The organism is Alphaproteobacteria bacterium PA2 (genome assembly GCA_002256425.1).
Classification (GTDB): Bacteria; Pseudomonadota; Alphaproteobacteria; order Caulobacterales; family Caulobacteraceae; genus Phenylobacterium.
In genome coordinates, this window is sequence record NKIZ01000001.1 from 2679669 (window position 1) to 2697615 (window position 17947).

General features: G+C 65.5%; 16 protein-coding genes. 3 read left to right on the forward strand and 13 right to left on the reverse strand.

All coding sequences use genetic code 11. The annotated features are described in order from the left end of the window. Nucleotides 1-91: 91 nt before the first annotated feature. Nucleotides 92-832: an ATP-sensitive inward rectifier potassium channel 10 gene (locus tag CFE28_12950; GenBank protein OYU71701.1), complete on the forward strand. Its 741-nt coding sequence runs from the start codon at nt 92-94 to the stop codon at nt 830-832. Here CFE28_12950 and CFE28_12955 read toward each other — a convergent pair. The 10 genes from CFE28_12955 to fliQ all read right to left on the reverse strand — a co-directional run bounded on the left by CFE28_12955 (nt 829) and on the right by fliQ (nt 15665). After that, the gene (locus CFE28_12955; GenBank protein OYU70822.1) at nt 829-2724 is read right to left on the reverse strand and encodes a beta-glucosidase; all 1896 of its coding nucleotides are present in this window, start codon (nt 2722-2724) and stop codon (nt 829-831) included. The two genes, CFE28_12950 and CFE28_12955, sit on opposite strands and share 4 nt — an antisense overlap. A gap of 117 nt (nt 2725-2841) precedes the next feature. Continuing rightward, a complete protein-coding gene (locus tag CFE28_12960; protein OYU70823.1) occupies nt 2842-4785 on the reverse strand; it encodes a hypothetical protein in 1944 nt (647 codons plus the stop codon). Between the two features lie 82 nt (nt 4786-4867). Beyond that, nucleotides 4868-6187 carry a serine hydrolase gene (locus tag CFE28_12965; GenBank protein OYU70824.1) on the reverse strand — a complete coding sequence of 440 codons (1320 nt, stop codon included), beginning with the start codon at nt 6185-6187 and terminating at the stop codon, nt 4868-4870. Then, the gene (locus CFE28_12970) at nt 6187-7470 is read right to left on the reverse strand and encodes a phosphatidylserine decarboxylase (protein ID OYU70825.1); all 1284 of its coding nucleotides are present in this window, start codon (nt 7468-7470) and stop codon (nt 6187-6189) included. Before CFE28_12970 ends, CFE28_12965 begins: the two co-directional genes overlap by 1 nt. Nucleotides 7471-7591: 121 nt before the next feature. Next, nucleotides 7592-9892, reverse strand: a complete 2301-nt coding sequence (locus tag CFE28_12975) for a TonB-dependent receptor (protein OYU70826.1) — start codon at nt 9890-9892, stop codon at nt 7592-7594. 118 nt (nt 9893-10010) lie between these two features. Next, the gene (locus CFE28_12980) at nt 10011-11351 is read right to left on the reverse strand and encodes a hypothetical protein (protein ID OYU70827.1); all 1341 of its coding nucleotides are present in this window, start codon (nt 11349-11351) and stop codon (nt 10011-10013) included. A gap of 21 nt (nt 11352-11372) precedes the next feature. After that, nucleotides 11373-13448 (reverse strand): hybrid sensor histidine kinase/response regulator, encoded by a 2076-nt coding sequence (locus tag CFE28_12985; protein ID OYU70828.1) that lies wholly within the window; start codon nt 13446-13448, stop codon nt 11373-11375. A 107-nt stretch (nt 13449-13555) separates the two neighbouring features. Continuing rightward, on the reverse strand, nt 13556-14635 hold the full coding sequence (gene flhB / locus CFE28_12990) for a flagellar biosynthesis protein FlhB (protein ID OYU70829.1): 1080 nt from the start codon (nt 14633-14635) through the stop codon (nt 13556-13558). 3 nt (nt 14636-14638) lie between these two features. Then, nucleotides 14639-15397 (reverse strand): flagellar biosynthetic protein FliR, encoded by a 759-nt coding sequence (fliR, locus tag CFE28_12995; protein ID OYU70830.1) that lies wholly within the window; start codon nt 15395-15397, stop codon nt 14639-14641. Nucleotides 15398-15401: 4 nt separating this feature from the next. Beyond that, entirely contained in the window at nt 15402-15665 is a 264-nt protein-coding gene (gene fliQ / locus CFE28_13000) for a flagellar biosynthetic protein FliQ (GenBank protein OYU71702.1), read from the reverse strand. A 177-nt stretch (nt 15666-15842) separates the two neighbouring features. On the opposite strand from fliQ, the gene CFE28_13005 reads away from it, so the two are divergent. Together CFE28_13005 and CFE28_13010 are read left to right on the forward strand one after the other, a co-directional pair. Then, nucleotides 15843-16097: a plasmid stabilization protein gene (locus CFE28_13005; GenBank protein OYU70831.1), complete on the forward strand. Its 255-nt coding sequence runs from the start codon at nt 15843-15845 to the stop codon at nt 16095-16097. Beyond that, the gene (locus CFE28_13010) at nt 16094-16519 is read left to right on the forward strand and encodes a VapC toxin family PIN domain ribonuclease (GenBank protein ID OYU70832.1); all 426 of its coding nucleotides are present in this window, start codon (nt 16094-16096) and stop codon (nt 16517-16519) included. Before CFE28_13005 ends, CFE28_13010 begins: the two co-directional genes overlap by 4 nt. A gap of 7 nt (nt 16520-16526) precedes the next feature. Here the strand turns inward: CFE28_13010 and CFE28_13015 are convergent, their stop codons facing one another. The 3 genes from CFE28_13015 to CFE28_13025 all read right to left on the reverse strand — a co-directional run bounded on the left by CFE28_13015 (nt 16527) and on the right by CFE28_13025 (nt 17924). After that, the gene (locus CFE28_13015) at nt 16527-17159 is read right to left on the reverse strand and encodes a superoxide dismutase [Fe] (GenBank protein ID OYU70833.1); all 633 of its coding nucleotides are present in this window, start codon (nt 17157-17159) and stop codon (nt 16527-16529) included. 140 nt (nt 17160-17299) lie between these two features. Then, nucleotides 17300-17689: a VapC toxin family PIN domain ribonuclease gene (locus tag CFE28_13020; protein OYU70834.1), complete on the reverse strand. Its 390-nt coding sequence runs from the start codon at nt 17687-17689 to the stop codon at nt 17300-17302. Next, entirely contained in the window at nt 17682-17924 is a 243-nt protein-coding gene (locus CFE28_13025) for an AbrB family transcriptional regulator (protein ID OYU70835.1), read from the reverse strand. The genes CFE28_13020 and CFE28_13025 overlap by 8 nt, the downstream gene beginning before the upstream one ends. Between the last annotated feature and the right edge of the window lie 23 nt (nt 17925-17947).

A 17947-nucleotide genomic window follows, 5' to 3' on the forward strand; every position in this document is an offset into this window, starting at 1 on the left:
GTTCCGGGTTATTCCCATCGGGCGCAGCCGGGCGGTGTTTTCCGATCTCTACATCCGTCTGCTGGGGGGCAGCTGGCGGACCATCGGCCTGATGCTGGGCGGGGTGTTTCTGGGGATCAATCTGGTCTTCGCCAGCGCCTATCTGGCCCTGGGGGATGGCATAGCCAATGCCCGACCGGGCTCCTTCGCCGACGCCTTCTTCTTCAGCGTCCAGACCTTCGCCACCATCGGCTATGGAGGCATGGTCCCGCGGACCATGGCGGCCAACCTGCTGGTGACCACCGAGGCCCTGTTTGGCTTCTGCTATACCGGCGTGGTGGCGGGTCTGGTGTTTTCCAAGTTCGCCCGGCCCACAGCCCGCATTCTGTTCAGCAACAAGGCGGTGATCACCACCCATGAGGGCAAGCCGCACTTCATGCTGCGGATGGTCAATGAGCGGGACAACCGGATCGTCGACGCCCAGGCCAAGCTGACCCTGATGCGTGACGAGGTGACCGCCGAGGGCAAGACCCTGCGCCGGTTCTACACCCTGCCCCTGGTGCGCAGCGAGAACCCCCTCCTGCGCCTGTCGTGGACGGTCATGCACGAGATCAACGAGGCCAGCCCCCTCTTCCACATGGACCATGAGGCCCTGCAGTCCACCGAGGCCGAGATCATTGTCTCGGTTTCAGGCCTGGACGAGACCCTGTCCCAGATGATCCACGCCCGGAATTCCTACATAGCCGACGAGATCGTCCGTGGCGCCGCCTTCGCCGATGTCCTGCACCGCAAGGACGATTTCGTGCTGGAGGTCCGGTACGACCGGTTCCACGACCTGAAGGACGAGGACTAGACCTTCACCGAAAACCCGTTGGCGAACAGCGGGTCAGGATCATCATCCGGCGTGTCCCAGCGGCGCTTGCGGACATCCTCCATGGACCTGGGCAGGCTGAAGGGCAGCCGTCCTCCAGCAGTGGCTCTGCCCGTCACCACGTCCAGCATCGCCTCATCGCTGGCGCCGAACTCGGCATAGAGGCCGTCGGCCAGGGGGGCGATATTGGTCAGGACCGCCGGGCGGTCCAGGTGGATGACAATGATCTTGCGTAGGCCGGACGGCAGGCTGCGCAGGAAGGCCAGGTCAGGGTTGTCGTCCTTGAAGTCCAGGTCCCCTTCATGCTGACGGCTGCCGAAGAAGAAGGTGGGGTGCAGGGTCTGGTAAGGGGTCGACAGGCGGATCAGGGCCGCTGTGGCCTCTGCGGGATTGTCGGTGGTGGCGAGGCCTCGGGCCTTCAGGGCGCCGTCCCCCATGCCGTGGAGAATGACGATGTCGTCGTCCCGAAGCTGACCGTCCTTGAGCAGGACAAGGGACTGCCTCTGGGCGGCCAGACCGGCCTGTCGGAACGCAGGCGAACCCACCATACTGTCGGCACTGACCTCATCCACGAAGGGCTGGTCGAACAGGCCCAGCTCGAAGGTCTGGGTCAGGACCCGCAGGACCGACTGGTCGATGCGTTCCAGGGTGATCAGCCCCTGCTCCACCGCCGACAGCAGCAGGGCCGGGTCATCCTCGCCGCCGAACTGGTCAAGGCCCGCATTGACCCCCAGAGCGACGCGCTCGACAGGCGAGAGATGCTCAACCCCCCAGGACATGGCGATGTCCTTGGGTTGCTGGGGCGGGTCGCCGGTCAGGCAGGCCTGGTTGGCGTCCTTGGAAATCGCCCAGTCTGAAATCACCACCCCGTCAAAGCCGCAGGTCCCGCGCAGCAGGTCGGTGAGCAGCAGACGGCTGAAGCCGGCGCCCACAGGTTCCACCGGCTGGCCGTTCACCAGCACGCCCTTGAGGATGTTGTAGGTGGGCATGATCCCGGCGACCTTGAACTCAAAGGCGTCGAGGAAGGCGTTCACATGGTGCTGGAAGGCCCCGCCCGGAAAGGCCGAATAGCGGCCATAGCTGTTGTGGCCGTCAAAGCCGTCCTCGGTGGCGCCATAGCCCACCCAGTGCTTGGCCACGGTCGCGACGCCGTCAGCGGTCAGGCCTGAGCGCCCGCCCTGCAGGCCCTCCACATAGGCGCCGGTCAGGGCGCGGACCAGGCCGGGGTCCTCGCCGAACGAACCCTCGATCCTGGGCCACATGGGCGAGGTGACCAGGTCCGCCTGGGGCGAGAGGGCCATCTGGATTCCCACGGCCCGGTATTCCTGCCGGACAATGTCGGCGAAGGCGCGGACCAGCTCCCGGTCGCCAATGGCGCCAAGACCCAGGGTCTCGGGCCATTGGGAAAAGCCGAAGGCCACGTCGCTGGCGCCGATGATGGACAGGAAGTGATGGCGGGGGTCCGTGCTGACCACCAGGGGAATGCCCAGGCGTCCCCGGGCGGCTATGGCCTGCAGGGCGTTGTTCTGTTCGGCGAAGGCGCCGGGCGCGGCCACCAGTCGGGTGATGGCCGCCGTGACACCGGCCTTGAGGATCAGGGCCTCGCATTTCTCAAGGTCATATTCAGGACCGTGACCCAGAAAACCCCAGGGGCCGGTTGAGGCCAGGGTGCCGTGCAGCATCTGGCCGACCTTCTCGGCCAGGGTCATGCGACCCAGCAGGTCCCTCGCCCGGTCCGCTGCAGGCAGTCGCCAGTCCTCATAGGGCGCGACCACGCCGTCGTGATCCAGATCCACGAACCATTGCCCGTCCTGCTGGATGCGGGGCCGGGGATCGAAGTCTGCGGGCGCGGCGGGATTTCGGGCAGCGGTCATGACAGGCGCATCCTCCAGGTGGGCTGAAGGGCCTCCAGGGACCGGACCGTAACCGGCCTCAATTCAGCCCTTCGAGGTAACACCCTGCCACGGCCGGCTTCAAGCAGGTTGGGCCGCCTAAGCTCCAGGCGTGAACCAGATGGGCGAGGTCCAGGCCCGCTCCTGGATGGTGGGCGGCGCCTTGGCCGGCAGGGGCAGGCCATTGTGGATGGCCAGCAGGGTCGACCAACGTGGGCTGGGCACCTCGAGCACCCGGCCATAATAGACCGCCGGACTCTTCGGGTCGAATTCTGGATCGCGCCAGGCCACGGTGAGCATGCCCGACCCGATGGTGTTGCTGGCGCGTCCGGTCTTCAGGTCCACCGTATTGCCAACGGGGGGTGCGCGACCGTCAGCGCCCGCCTTGCGGTTCCCCGACAGGGCGACATTGAAGACCTTTTCCTTCTGGACCCCGTTCTCAACCCAGAGCTTGACCACCTGAATGCGGTCGAGGTTTGCGCCCGTAGGGTCCTTGGATGCCTGGAGAATGAAGGTCGGCGCCTTGGCCTGGGCCGGTCTTTGCGGCAGGTCACGCCCCATGGGCACCCCGGCCGCATAGGCCCTGGCCACCCAGCCCGACTGTTTCAGCATGGCGTCGGAGAAGGTCCACCCGCCGAACATCCGCACCCGGATGCGGGTTCCGGACGTCGCGAAGGTCTCCTTGCGCTTCAGGGCGGCGAAGATCGAGCCCCGGGTATTCTCCTCCGCCCAGACCCCTGTCAGGGCCGCAGAGCCGAACTGGATGGGGTCATTTTCCCTCTGGCCATTGGGGCGCAGGGTCGGCGGCGGCCCCATGCCCAGGGCCCTTTTCGCATTGGCGCCGGTGGGCAGCATGGTGCGGGGATCCAGGGTCGCCTCCCCGGACGCAAAGGCGTTTTCATCACTGGCCGACAGGCCGTTGTGCGCGTCCGAAGCGCCGACCAGCCCCATCTTGAAGGGATTGGCGCCGATCCTGTTCTGAATGGTCAGCCCCCTGCCCAGGGCCTCGCGGACATAGGAGCCATGCTGATTGGGGGACGTCTGGCCCTTGTAGAGCCGGTCCATGACTTCGAAACCGGCGAACTCATCATTGGGCGAGAGTTCCGGCGTCGTCTCGGACGTACCCTTGGTCTGGGCGATCTCCACCAGGGGCTCATTGACTGCCCGCGCCCTGGCATAGGCCGCATCGATGGGCTGACCGTCCGAATTGTTCCAGTCAAAGTCCCGGCCGTCGGAAAAGTTGCTGTTGTGGGGAATGGCCAGGACGTCGCTCCCCCTGGCGCGGGCGGTCTCCAGATACTTCCAGAGATCTTCGGGACGATTTGAATCATTGGCCGAGAAGGGCGTCGGCGCGGTGTCGCCGCTGAAGATCACATTGCGGTGCATGTGGATGCCCTGCCCCGGCGAGGCGGACCACTCATAACCGATAAAGGTGGTGAACTTGCCCGGCTGGTAGTTGGCGTTGGCCGCCCGCATTTCCAGATTCCAGCCATCCGAAGCCTCGGACGCAGCCGCCAGGGCCTTGGCCGTTTCGGCCTCTCCCCGCATCATGGTCAGGACGATGAAGCCGGCGCGACCGGCCTCCTTGAACTTCTGGCCAATGGCGGACAATGAAAAGGCGCTGCCCGGCAATTCCAGCTGGGTGAACCCGCCCAGGTATTCCGAGTGATCGGTCACGGCCATGAAGTCCAGGGGCCAGGCCCGCCGGGCCGGCATGGGCTGGGTGGTGGCGATGCCATGCTCGGCGGACATCTGTGTGGCCGGCACCATGACCGTTTCGCCCCGGGCGAAACGATAGGCCTGATCGGGGGTCACCCTGCTGCCGAAGGTCCAGGCGTCCAGGGACATGGTGGTGTGCAGGTGAAGGTCACCAAAATAGGCGCGCCTCTGGTCTGCCGGGATCTGCGCGCCCGAGCCCGCGGGGGCCGCCGCCGGCTGCTGGGCATCCGTGCCTGCTCCGGCCTGACGGACGGTCAGCAACAGTCCCGCGCTGATGGCGATGGTGACCGCGGCCGTAGCCAGAAGGACCTGACGTCGCACCATGTTGAATCTCCCCTTTCCGGGATTGATGCCCGGACAGGCCGATCTGGCAAGGGCCGGAGTCGCCCGAAGAGGGGGCCGGGACCTATTTCCCGAGGGCCTGATAGGTCAGGTTGCGCAGGTCATCGCGGACAAGGGCCCGTCCGGGCGGAATGACCTGGGTCATGAAGACCACCACCACATGCTTGACCGGATCCACCCAGAAGGTGGTGCTGGCCGCCCCGCCCCAGGCATATTCGCCGACCGAACCAGGGTCGTTTGCAGACTTGCCGTCGGTCAGGACTGACCCGCCATAGCCAAAGCCGAGACCATCGCCGGAACCGCCAAGGCCAAAGCCTGCGGTGGATTTCAGCTCCACCAACTGGTCGGAGGTCAGGTGGTTGGACATCATCAGCCTGATGGACTTGCGCGACAGGATTCGCCGTCCGTTCAGGGCGCCGCCTTCCTGCAGCATTTCGGCAAACCGGGCATAGTCGTCCACCGTGGACAGCAGGCCGCCGCCGCCCGAGAAACCGGGGATGGGTTTCAGAAGGGCGCTGGTGGCGCCGACATCGGTGACCCTGAGGCCGCCGTCACGCGTGGGCCCATAGAGCGAAGCCAGGCGACCGCCCTTTTCCGCCGGCATGTCGAAACCGGTGTCGGGCATGCCCAGGGGCTCGAAGATCCGGGTCTGGAGGAACTTGCCGAAGGGCACGCCCGAGGCGCGCTGGACCACCAGGGCGGCGACATCGAGCGCCATGCTGTAGTGGAACCGCTCACCCGGTTGATAGGCCAGGGGCATGCTGGCAAGGGTCCGGGCCAGTTCGCCGCCCCCGGCATAGGCAGGGTCAAACCGCCACCGGTCCCCGCCCAGCGGAGACTTCTGGTACATGGCCGCCACCGGCGTGGTCAGCTGGAAGGCATAGGTCAGACCGGCCGTATGGGTCAGCAGGTTTTCCACCGTCATGGGACGGGCCGGCTCGGTCTGCATGACCCCGTCCTTCATGCCCGTATAGACCTGCAGGTTGGCGAACTCCGGAACGTACCTGGTGACCGGATCGCTGAATTTGAGCTTGCCCTCGTCCACCAGGATCATCACGGCGGTCGTGGTGACCGGCTTGGACATGGAATAGATGCGGAAAATCGTATCCCGCCGGACGGGCTGCCTGGCCTCCACATCCATCAGGCCAGCCTGCGCATAATAGGCTTCCTTGCCGTCCTTCAGGATCAGGACATTGGCGCCCGGGAATTTCCCGGTGTCCACCAGCTGCCGGAGATAGTCGCCGACGGGCTTGAAATCCGGCTTTGCGGAAGCACCGGCGGCATGGGCCGCCAGGGGCCCGCCGAGCAGGGCGGCGGCCAGGGCCGTGGTCAGCAGGGCGCGAAATCCAGTCTTCAACATGGTCAGATCTCCGGAGATTGCCATCACGCGGCGACAATGGGGGGCAAGCGGTAACGGCCGTCGCGGAATTCCGGCCGGGGCAGATAGGTCCGCAGGGACAGGGTGTAGGGCCCCCTGGCCGGCGCCGGCAGCCAGTTGGCCGTGCGCTCGCCGCCGGGATCGGTCCGGCCGATCCAGATGTCCAGGCCGCCGTCGGTATTGTATTTCAGACCCGGCGTCCGATCGCCGATGGAATAGCGATCCAGGACATTGTGGGTCAGGAACCGCTGCTTCTGGTCGGTGATTTCATAGAGGGTCAAGGACCAGAAGGCGTCGACCGGGGGCGGGGTCTTCATGCTGAACCGGAACAGCCCGTCACCCTGGAACTCGCCCCGCCCCGTGTCGCCTTCAGGCTGCATGTACATGGTCTCGGCCACTGGCAGGGCGGCCAGTCCGACCAGGGCGACGACCGCGCGATAGCTGTAGTCCTCGCCGAACAGGCCAAGACTGGGCAGGGGATAACTCCAGCCCTCGATGAACCGGCTCTTGCCCACCATGCCGAACAGCTCGGCCTTGGCGTCGGCAATGCCCAGCTCCACCTGTGCCCACTGGTCGGAGGTCAGGGCCGGAAGGGCCTTGCCGCCCACCAGCCTGGTCCAGTCCAGATGCGCCCTGTCTCTGGACAGGGGCGGGTCCGAGGCCATCAGGGCCGCTGCGGCGCCCAGCACCTCCGCCGCCCTGGCGTTGCGCCTTGGGAAGGCCGGGGCAGGGTCGCATCCTGGCGCCGCCAGTTTCAGACCGTCCTGCGCGGCGGTCGCCCCTGGCAGGTCTGCAATCCCGTCCACCAGGGTCCGGACAAGCATCCAGCCGTGCGGCGTGGTCATGCGGACAATCTGCGGGCCCTTGAGCTTGCTGTCGGGCCCCACCAGGGTGAAGACGCCGCCCTTGTGGCCGATGGTCCGGGGGCTGAGCACCGCGTCCGCGTCGGTGTACATGTTCATGATGTGGATGGATTGGTAGCGCGATCCCGTCGGCGGAACCGTCAGGGTGACAGGCCCCCGGGTCAGGTCGATCCAGGCCGAGGAAAACAGGGTGTCGTTGTTGGGCGCCGTGACGCCGCGATCCTGCCAGGTCGTCAGGGTGCGCTTGTGGGCCAGGGTGTTGGGCGCTCCGCCCTGACTGCGGGTATTGGCCATCTCGATCAGCGGCAGGGCGAAGATCCAGGCCTTGTGAGCCGCAGTGCGGTAGTCGCCCTCGGCGGCGTATGCCCGGGCGGCGGGGCTGAGGCCGATGGCGAGAAGGGCGGTCAGAAGGTCTCTGCGCTGCATGGAGCTTGTCCCGGTAGGTCGTGAAGGCGAGGACACGCGCCTCGGGAAGGCAAGGCGCGTGCTTCGCCGATAGGCGACGACTTTGCCCCGGACAGGCCAGGCCTGCCCGGATGCAGGGGCCCTAGCGACGAACCCGGAAGGTGAAGCCCCAGGTCTGCGGATCACCGGGGAAACCGATGACGTAGCCGGGCGAAAGGGCCTGGGATGAGGTCAGATAGTCCTTGTCCGTCAGGTTCTTGACCCAGCCATAGACGTCCCATGACCGGTCTTCCGACCGCAGGCCGGCCCGGGCGTTGACCAGGCTGCGGCTTGGCAGGATCCCGTAGATCGAGACGGTCGCCGTTGAGTTCAGCTTGGAGCGGAAGCTGTCATCGACCCCCAGATAGAACTGGGCCTCCTTGCCGCCCAGGCTGACCGGCCGATGGTACTCAAAGCCGCCTGACGCCGCCCACTTGGGAACCCCGGGAAGAGCGGCGCCGCTGAGATTGCAGGTAGCCGGAACCGGCAGGGGCTGTTCCGCCGTGCAGGGCGAGTTCGGGAACTTCGTATAGACAGCTTCGTCATAGGTCACCGAGGCGTAGAAGGACACGCTCTCGCTGGGCCGCCCCTGGGCGGACACTTCGATGCCCTTGGAGGTGACCTCGGGGATGTTTGACAGATAGGCCTTGAGCAGGACCGGATCGATGGTCAGGGCCTGATAGTCCTCATCCTTTTCCACAAAGGCCGCGGCGTTCAGGGTCAGGCGCCGGTCGAAGAGCCGGGTCTTGATGCCGGCTTCATAGGCGTCGATGGTCTCCGGGGCGATGACCGCGCTGGCGCCATTGGGCAGGGAATTCAGATTGAGTCCGCCGGAGCGGCTGCCCCGGGAATAGCTGACATAGGTCATGATGTCGGAATTGACGTCATAGGTCAGGTTCAGGTGCCCGCCCCAGGCGTCCTTCTTCGACCGGGCGACAAAGCCGCCGGCGGGGGCGAAGCCCGCGCGGATGGCCGCAAAGGCCGCCAGCGGACCGGCCAGGGGCAGGCCGCCAGTCACGACGGCATTATACGACCCCTTCTTGGTGTCAGAGGTATATCGTAGGCCCCCGGTCAGGCTCACCTTGGGGCTGACATTCCAGGTCGCCTGGCCAAAGGCGGCATAGCTGTCGGTCTTGTAGGCGTTGTTATTGCTCTGGGTGACCCCATTGAGGATCAGGGCAGGCAGGAGCGGGCTGACCAGGACCGGAATGGCGGCCGCGCCATACTGGGTCGTGCCATAAGCCTCCAGCTTTTCACGGAAGAAGTAGAGGCCGCCCACATAGTCCACGGTGTTCTCGCCTGTGGAGGCGATGCGCAGTTCCTGGGTGAACTGGTTCTGCCGGTCGATGACCTGGGATTTCTTGAAGTCATCCAGTCGGGACTGGATCAGGTCGCTGGCCGGCGACCAGTTCCAGTACCGCCAGGCGGTGATCGAGGTCAGGACCGCGCCGGGCAGGTCCCAGTCAGCCTCGACCGAAACCCCGCCGCTCTCCTGATTGGCCTTCACCGGGGCGTCGACATCCACCTGGCCGACAACTGGGGTATAACCGAACCGGGCGGCGATGGCCGGGAAGCTGACGCCGGTGGGCGGGTTCCACAGGCCGCTGATCTCGGCCGAGCAGCAGTGCATCTGCTGGCGGTTGTAGTCCGCGATCACCCGGACCTTGAAGTCATCGGTCGGCGTGAAGAGCATCTGACCACGGGCGGTCACATTGTTGTAGTCATTGATCTTCTTGCCGTCGAAGAGGTTGGTCTGGAACCCTTCCCGGTCGGTGTAGGAGAAGGAAAAACGCCCCGCCAGTCGGTCGGCGATGATCGGGCCGGTCACCGAGCCCTTGGCCTGGACATAGCCGTAATTTCCGGCGCTCACTTCACCGGCGGCGCCGAAATTGAAGGACGGGCTGGCCGTGGTCACCAGGACGGCGCCGGCCGTCGTGTTCTTGCCATAGAGGGTACCCTGGGGACCGCTCAGGGTCTCAATCCGCTCCAGATCGATCAGATCGAAGGTCGCTGCAGCCGGCCGGTTGTAATAGACACCGTCCACATAGAAGCCGACGCCGGGATCTAGGCCGTCATTTGCCAGGCCGACATTATTGCCCAGGCCGCGGATGTTGATCTGAGAGTTGCGGGCATTGACCGTCTGGAACTGGACGCTGGGCACCATCTGCGAGATCTGGCCGATCCCCACCGTATTGCTGGCCGCAAGCTGCTCGCCGCTGATGGCGGTCACGGCTGCCGGCACATTCTGGGCGTTTTCTTCCCGGTGACGGGCGGTCACCACCACTTCCTGCACGGTCGCCGTATCCTCGGCGGCAAAGGCGCTGGGCGCGATCAGGGACAGGCTGACCCCAGTCATAAGCAGGGTGGTCAGGCGCAAGCCGGACAAGGCCTTGGAATTGGTCATGAATGTTTCCCCTCAATGCGCGCCGATCCCATGGACAGGACCAGATTCTACGTTTCAGTGTCATATTTCACTGAAACGTCGCAAAGCGTCAAGGAATTCTACATTTGAGTATCCGAGCTCAGAGGGCGCGAAGTCCCAGGCTGAGGACTTCCACCACTTCAGCGGCGATCAGGGCGCGTCGGGCCTCGTCGACGTCCTGGCGGTTGAGCCAGTTCATCGAGTTCCACCAGATGTTCGGCGGGCCCACCAGGCTCAGCTCGCCGAACCGCCGCATCTGGCCGGAGGTCTGGAGTTTCGATAGCAGGTCCTGACGGACCTGATTGTCTTCAAGGATGATGTCCCGCACCTCAAGGAAGGCGTCCTCGGTCATGCCGTCCATGCCGCCTGAGCCTCTCACGGGCTCAACGTCCCGGCGAAGCTGCGCCATGGCAAGGCTTCGCTGCCATCTGACAACCGCCTCCGCGGTAGGATCGCCGCCGTCCAGGGATTCCAGCACCTGATGGAGGACATATCGGAAAATCTGTCCTGTGCGCCGCGCGCATGCCAGGGTCAGGGCCGTTTTGTCGCCGACCAGCTGATAGAGGGTACGTTTCGTTGCGCCGACAGCCAGGGCGATTTCGTCCAGCGATGTGGAGTCCACGCCCTTCCGGTTGAACAAACCTGACGCCGCCACAAGTATCGCCTCGCGTCGGGCACGGGCCAAGGCCGCGCGATCAAAAGCGTCAACCTTGGCAATCGCGAACACCTCCAGATCGACCGGCAATGGGTCCAGGACCTGTGATCGATCGGTCATCCATCCCCGGGTCAGCATGTCCTGGGCCAGGGCGATCTGCAGTCGGCGGTCGCCGACTTCGGGTCCCTGGGCGCTCATCGCCCAGCGGCTGTTGGCCGGGACCGAGATGACAATGCTGATGATGGTTCTGGCGGCGATGAAGACATCGCACGGCCGGATTTCACCCCGCGCCTGTCCCTGCGCCAACAGACCCGCGAAACGCCCCACGACCTTCTCGAAATCCCGCTGGACGATATCCCGGTCATCGGGCCGCAGAAGTCCCATTTCCGCCTGGACGCTGAGGTCCGGCGCCTCCGGGGCCATGGCCAGTGCGATAAATTCCTGGACCACGGCCATGGCGTCCGGACCGGCCGACATGGCGCCGGCCAGGGCCTGATCCAGGAGCTCACACGTCCGGCGATAGACCTGGAAAACCAGATCTTCCCGGTCCTTCACATAGTAATAGAGCGCCGCACGGGACAGGTTCAGCCGTTCAGCCAGGTCCGACAGGGGCTTGGACGACACCCCTCGGGTATTGATCATCCGCGCGGCTTCGTCGAGGATCTGGATATGCCGCGGTCGATCCGCCGCGCTGGGCGCGAGTTTCGCCGCTTTCATGAAAGCCCCATCATCGACCTGGAAGACTCCGAACGGTGGTCCACGGCCCAATTCTACAAATTGGGCCATTTTCGAACCAGTCTGTCAAACTCAGGCCGCCCGCTGGAGCTCCTGCTTCACCCGCTCGGCCAGGGTCTTGATGTCGATGGGCTTGGCCAGGAAGGAGATGTTGGCCTCCCCTTCCAGCAGGTTCGAGAATTCTGCCTCGGCATAGCCCGAAATGAACATCACCGGCGCCCCGCCCAGATAGCCGCGGGCGGCCTTGAGCAGGTCTGGTCCCTGCATGCCGGGCATGACCACGTCGGAAATCATCAGGTCGATGGAGCCGGCATGTTCCTCGGCCAGTTCCAGGGCTTCCTCGCCAGACGCGGCCTCGATCACCTCATAGCCCCGGGCGCGGAGCAGCTTGGCGGCGACGCCACGGACGGCGTCCTCGTCCTCGACAAACAGGATGCGGCCAGCGCCGGACAGGTCGCGGGCCTGGGGCCGGACGGGCTTGGCGGCCGCCGCGATGGGCGCAGCGCCTGCGACGGGCAGGTGGACCGGCAGGAAGATGCGGAAGGCAGTTCCCTTGCCGACTGTGGAATCCACGGCGATCCAGCCGTCCGACTGTTTGACAATGCCATAGACCGTAGCCAGGCCGAGGCCCGTCCCCTCGCCCACCGGCTTGGTGGTGAAGAAGGGGTCGAAGATCTTGTCGATGACGTCGGCGGGAATGCCCGAACCGTCGTCAGACACCTCGATCATGGCCTGCTCGCCCTGGGCGGCGGGATAGCCCATGACCTGGGCATCCTCTGCCGAGACCCTGGCCGTGCGGATGGTGACGGTGGAGCCCCCATGGCTGCGGATGGCGTCCCGGGCGTTGACCGCCAGGTTCATCACCGCGGTTTCAAGCTGGCCCCTGTCAGCGCGGACATGGGGCAGGCTGCGGCCATACTCGGTGCGCAGGGTCACGTCTTCCTGCAGCACCCGGCGCAGGAGGACTTCGAACTCGCTGATCAGTTCGCCCAGGTCGAGGATTTCCCTCTGGACGGTCTGTTTGCGGGAGAAGGCCAGCAGCTTGCGCACCAGGTCGGCGGCGCGGGTCGAGGTCTGGCGGATCTCGTTCAGGCCCTCATAGGAGGGATCGCCCACCGGGTGGCGGCTGGCCAGGACGTCCAGCTGCATGAAGATGGCGGTGAGCAGGTTGTTGAAGTCGTGGGCCACGCCCCCGGCCAGCTGGCCGATGGCCTGCATCTTCTGGGACTGGGCCAGCTGCAGCTCGATCTGCTTCTGCTCGGACACGTCCACCAGATAGGCCACCCAGCGCCCCGCCGACTTGGACAGGTAGAGATGGGCGATCTTGGTGGGGTCCTTGGCCAGGCGCACCTCGAGGGCCGCCTCGGTGTGGGGCTGCTCGGCCAGGCGTCGGGCGGCGTCGGCCCGGGTGACCGGTTCGATCAGTTCGCCGAACACCGAGCCGGGGCCGGCATAGCCGGGAATGGCCGCCAGGGTCGGGTTGGCTTCGATGATAGTGGCGGTGAAGGCGTCCTCGCCATCCAGCAGGGCTGCGCCAAAGGGCGAGGCGGCGGCGAAGGCGTCCAGCACCTTGGGCGGCGGCGGTGAGGCGTTGCTGAAGGCGGCCAGGACCTCGGCGGCGGCGGTGGGCAGGGCCAGGGGCTCGGGCGGCGGGCCGGACAGCCGGACCAGATAGCGGCGCTCGGCCACGCTGGTGACCGTGGCGTGATGCTCCTGACCGCGAACCTTGAGCACGGCCTTGCCGGTCTCGCCCCGGCGGGCGGCGCCCAGGGCGGCGAACAGGTTGGCGGCGGCCGGACCGGACTTGGGCAGACGGGCATGGTCGCCGAACAGCTCGGCCCAGGCGGCGTTGGCCACATGGATGCGACCGTCAGCGGCGGCGAAGGCGGCGGGTTCGTCCAGGGCCAGCAATAGGGTGTCGGGGCCAGGCTCGATCTCGCTGGGCGGATCACCGGTCATCAGCAGGGCGAAGACGCCAGCCACGGTCACGCAGACCAGGCCGACCAGCAGCAGCATGCCGCCAGTGGTCGCCACACTGCCATTCAGGGCCGGTACGGCGGCGAAGGCCACGGCCGCCAGGAACGAACCGACAGTCGCGGCCACCCAGAGGTCGGCGGGCTTTCTCTTCGAAGCTTTGGGCTTGGCCATGGTTTGCGCCGCGGGTTTTGCCTCGGGACGGGGAACAGCCCCGCTCGAATCAGGTGTCAGCATACATCAACCTGAACAAACCAAGGATTTCACAGATTTTTTGCCGGTCATACGGCGCCCGGCAGCTTCTTCTTGCCGTTCATGATGAAGCCGATGATCTTGGCGACCGCCTCGTAGTGAGCCAGGGGGATGTAGTCCTCGATCTCCACCGAGGCGTAGAGGGCCCGGGCCAGGGGGGGATCCTCGATCACGGTCACCCCGGCGGCCTCGGCCACAGCGCGGATCCGCAGGGCGACGGCGTCGACGCCCTTGGCCACGCACTGGGGGGCCGTCCCCTCGCCGTCCTCATATTTCAGCGCCACGGCGAAGTGGGTCGGGTTCATGACCACCACCGTGGCCTTGGGCACATTGGCCATCATCCGACGACGGGCCCGCTGGATCCGCAGGGCCTTCTGCCGGGCCTTGATGTGGGGGTCGCCTTCGCTCTGCTTGAAGTCTTCCTTGACCTCTTCCTTGGTCATCATCAGGCGCGTCATGTAGCGCTGGCGCTGCCAGAACCAGTCGAACCCGGCTATGGCCAGCATGAAGGAGCCTATGGAGAAGACCAGCTGCTTCATGATGCCCAGGGCGAAGGGCAGCATGAGCATGGGATCCTGCTGGGCCAGCTGCTGCAGTTCAGGCCAGTGCGGCTTGATCACCGCATAGGCGATCCAGGTCACAAGGCCCACCTTGACCAGGGACTTGGCGAAGTGGACCAGGGCGTCGATCCCGAACAGCTTCTGCAGGCCCGAAGCCGGGTTCACCTTGCCGAAGTCGAAGGTCAGCTTGTCCGGGGTCCACATGAAACCGGTCTGGATCAGGTGGCCGGCCACCCCGGCTATGGCGGTCACCCCCAGCACCAGCAGCATGAAGGGCGCAGCGGCCAGCATGGCCTGGCGCGCCACAAGGACGCCCCCGCCCCCCTGCAGGTGGATGGCTTCGGGATGCTCGAGGAACGGCATGAGGGCGGCGCTGAGATTGTGCGACAGCCAGCCGCCGAAGATCAGCAGGACCGCCGCCGCCCCGGCGAAGGAGGTCAGCTGGGGAAGGTCCTGGGTCTTGACGACATCGCCGCGCTCTCGAGCCTGCTCGAGGCGCCTACTGGTAGGTTCCTCTGACTTTGTCCCCGCATCATTTTCCTCGGCCATGATCTAGCCTGCGAAATTACGGATGAGGACGCGGTAGCCGTCGACCCAGACCAGCCCGACCACCCCAAGGGTGATGGCGAAGATCGAGAGGCCGAACAGCACCATCAGGGGTGAGGCGACGAAATAGACCTGGAACTGCGGCATGACCCGGCCGATCAGGCCGATGGCGATGTTGAAGATCAGGCCGAATACTGCCACCGGCGCTGAAAGCTGCAGCCCCATCTTGAACGATTGTGACACGGTCTGGACCGCCAGCTCCCCGGCGTCGGCCACGGGAATATCCCGGGTGAAAGGGAAGATGGCGTAGGACCGCACTATGGCGGCGATGAACATGTGGTGCAGGTCTGTGGTCATGATCAGCACCAGACCGATCAGGCCCAGGAAGGTGCCCAAGGTTGTCGAGCCAGGGGCGATGCCCGGCGCCGAGGTCTGGGCGAAGGACAGGGTGGTCTGGATCGAGACGATCTCGCCGGCCGTGGCCAGGGCGGTCAGGAACAGACGCAGTATGGTGCCGATCATCAGACCGACCAGCACCTCCTTGATCACCGCCCCGGCGATGTCGCTGACAGCAGGGGGAATGGCCGGAAGCACCGGGGCGATGACCGGGGTCAGGGCCAGGGTCATGACGAAGGCGAAGGACAGGCGGATGCGCGGCGGCACCGAGGCGTCGCCCACCCCAGGCATGGTCATGACCAGGGAGGCCAGGCGCGCAAAGATCAGGGCGCCGGCATAGATCTGCTGGGTGGTGGCGTAGGGCTCCACCTGGCTACATGCCTGCTATGCGCGCCGCGATAGACCGCATGAAGCTGCTCATCAGGGCGCCCATCAGGGGCAGGAAGAACAGCAGGGAGGCGAAGACCGCCACGATCTTGGGGGCGAAGACCAGGGTGGCCTCCTGGATCTGGGTCAGGGCCTGCAGCAGGCCGATGGCGACCCCGACAATCAGGCCGACGATCAGCACAGGGGCGGACAGCTGGATGGTCAGCCAGATCGCCTCACGACCGACGTCCAGAACTTCGGCGCCCGTCATGATCGCCCCCTCCATTGCATGGAAAACCTGAGGGACCAGATGCGCCGGTTATGGTTAACGAAGGGTTGCGGAGATAGCGATGTTCTGGTTTTGTTTCACGTGAAACTCCCTGTTGAAAACTGATATCACTATGGCTATTGTGATATCATTCCTGTTCGGTTGGAGACCATCGCCGCCATGGCCGCTGTCACCATACGCAATCTCTCTGACGCAGCTCACCGCGCCCTCAAGGCTCGCGCTGCCAGGCACAACCGGAGCACAGAGGCCGAGATACGTTCGATACTTGAAGCCTCGGTTCAGTCAGAACAACGTGTGAAGCTGGGCGCCTCCCTGGCGGAACTGAGCCGCAGGGCTGGCCTGACGAATGCCGACATCGAGGCGCTGGACACGGCCCGCGACGGCCGCCCGGCCGAGCCCATGACCTTCGGATGATCCTTCTCGACACCAATGTCGTCTCGGAGGCGATGAAACCGCAGCCCGATCCCGCAGTACGGCAATGGCTCGACGACCAGGCGGTGGAAACCCTTTTCCTGTCCGCCATCACCCTGACTGAACTCAGGTTTGGGGTCGCTTCCCTGCCCCACGGCCGACGCCGGGAGGGCTTGGCGACCGTCATCGATGGCCTGTTGGGCCTGTTCGAAGGAAGGGTCCTATCCTTCGACGCGCTGGCTGCTCAAAGATACGGCGACCTCGCCGTCAGGGCCCGGGCGGCCGGCCAAGGCTTTCCCACGCCTGACGGTTATATTGCCGCCATAGCCGACGCCCACGGCTTCGCAGTCGCCTCACGCGACGCCAGCGCCTTCAGGGCGGCGGGACTGACACTGATCGACCCATGGAAAGCCGCCGGAGTCTGATGCCCCCTCACCCCGCTGGGTGCCGCCAGGGCTCGAGTTCGCCCTTGGCCGCGGCCAGTTGCTCGCCGGCGAAATTCCAGTTGGGCAGGGCGTCGAACCAGTCTTCCAAGTAGGCCTTCCGGTCATTCTGATGGTCCAGGTAATAGGCGTGCTCCCACAGGTCGCAGACCAGCAGGGGCGTCAGGGCCGCCTGACCCAGGGTGTCGTCGGCGTCATGGGTGGACCTCACGCTGAGATCGCCTGACCGGTCAGCCACCAGCCAGACCCAGCCTGAGCCGAAATGCTCGGCCCCTTCCTTCACGAAGGCCAGCTTCAGCCCCGCCAGATCGCCAAAGCCAAAGCGGATGGCGGCGTCCATGTCCCGGTCAGGCCGCTGGGGTTCGGCGGTCATCGAGGCCCAGAAAAAGCTGTGGTTCCAGGCCTGGGCGGCGCTGTTGAACACCTTACTGTCCCCCGACATGGAGGCCTCGCGGATCACGTCTTCCAGAACGGTCGGCGCGGTCTCGGCGCCCTCCAGCAGGGCGTTGAGGGTCTTGATGTAACCGCCGTGATGCTTGTCGTGATGGAAGTGCAGGGTCCGGCTGGAAATCACCGGCTCCAGGGCGTCATGGGCGTAGGGCAGGTCGGCAAGCTTGAACATGGGGCGGTCCTCTTTCGGGGAGAACGCGCGGGGGGTGGGGATGGTTCAGTTGGGGCAGCCCTCCTGTCCAGTTCATAGGGCGCTGCATTTGAGGAAGGAGATTTGGGACCATTCTCAAGGTCCCTGACCACCAGGGCTTTCTAGCGCACCACCTGAACTTGAACGTCCACTTCCAGATCCTCCCACGCCCGATCGGCGGTGACAGCCACAGCTCCCAGTGACGCGGCCAGGGCAAGGCAGGCGCGGTCGCCCAGGGACAGGCCGGCCTGTCGGGTTGTCCGGCGCAGGAGTCCAGCGAACTCGGCCTGGGGTCGGTCCATGTCGCAAATGATCAGATCAAGCTCGGACAGGTCCTTGAGGATGTCTTCCCGGTCCAGGCCCAGGTCTGAAAGCCTGGCCACCACCTCGCTGAGATTTGCGGCGCTCATCCGGGCGCCCGGCAGAACGACCTCGACGGCGTCAGCGCCCGGCTCGTCAAACAGCACGGCCAGGAGGGCCGAGGCGTCCAGGACGTAGACAGGATCACTCATCCGAAGCGGCCCGCCGCCGGTCGGCGATCAGGTCATCGACCACGGACCCTGCCGCTGCGGCGCTGAGCTTGGCCTTGAGACGCTTCAGGGCCGCGCTGGCGGGGCGGATGCGGACCTCATCGCCATGCAGCTCCATGATGACCCCGTCGCCCTTGCCCAGACCCAGTTCCCGGCGAAAGGCGGCGGGTAGCACCAGGCGCCCGCCTTCTGCCAGCTTGCCATGTATGGCTGTCATGTTTGCAACTCCGCCCTGAATTC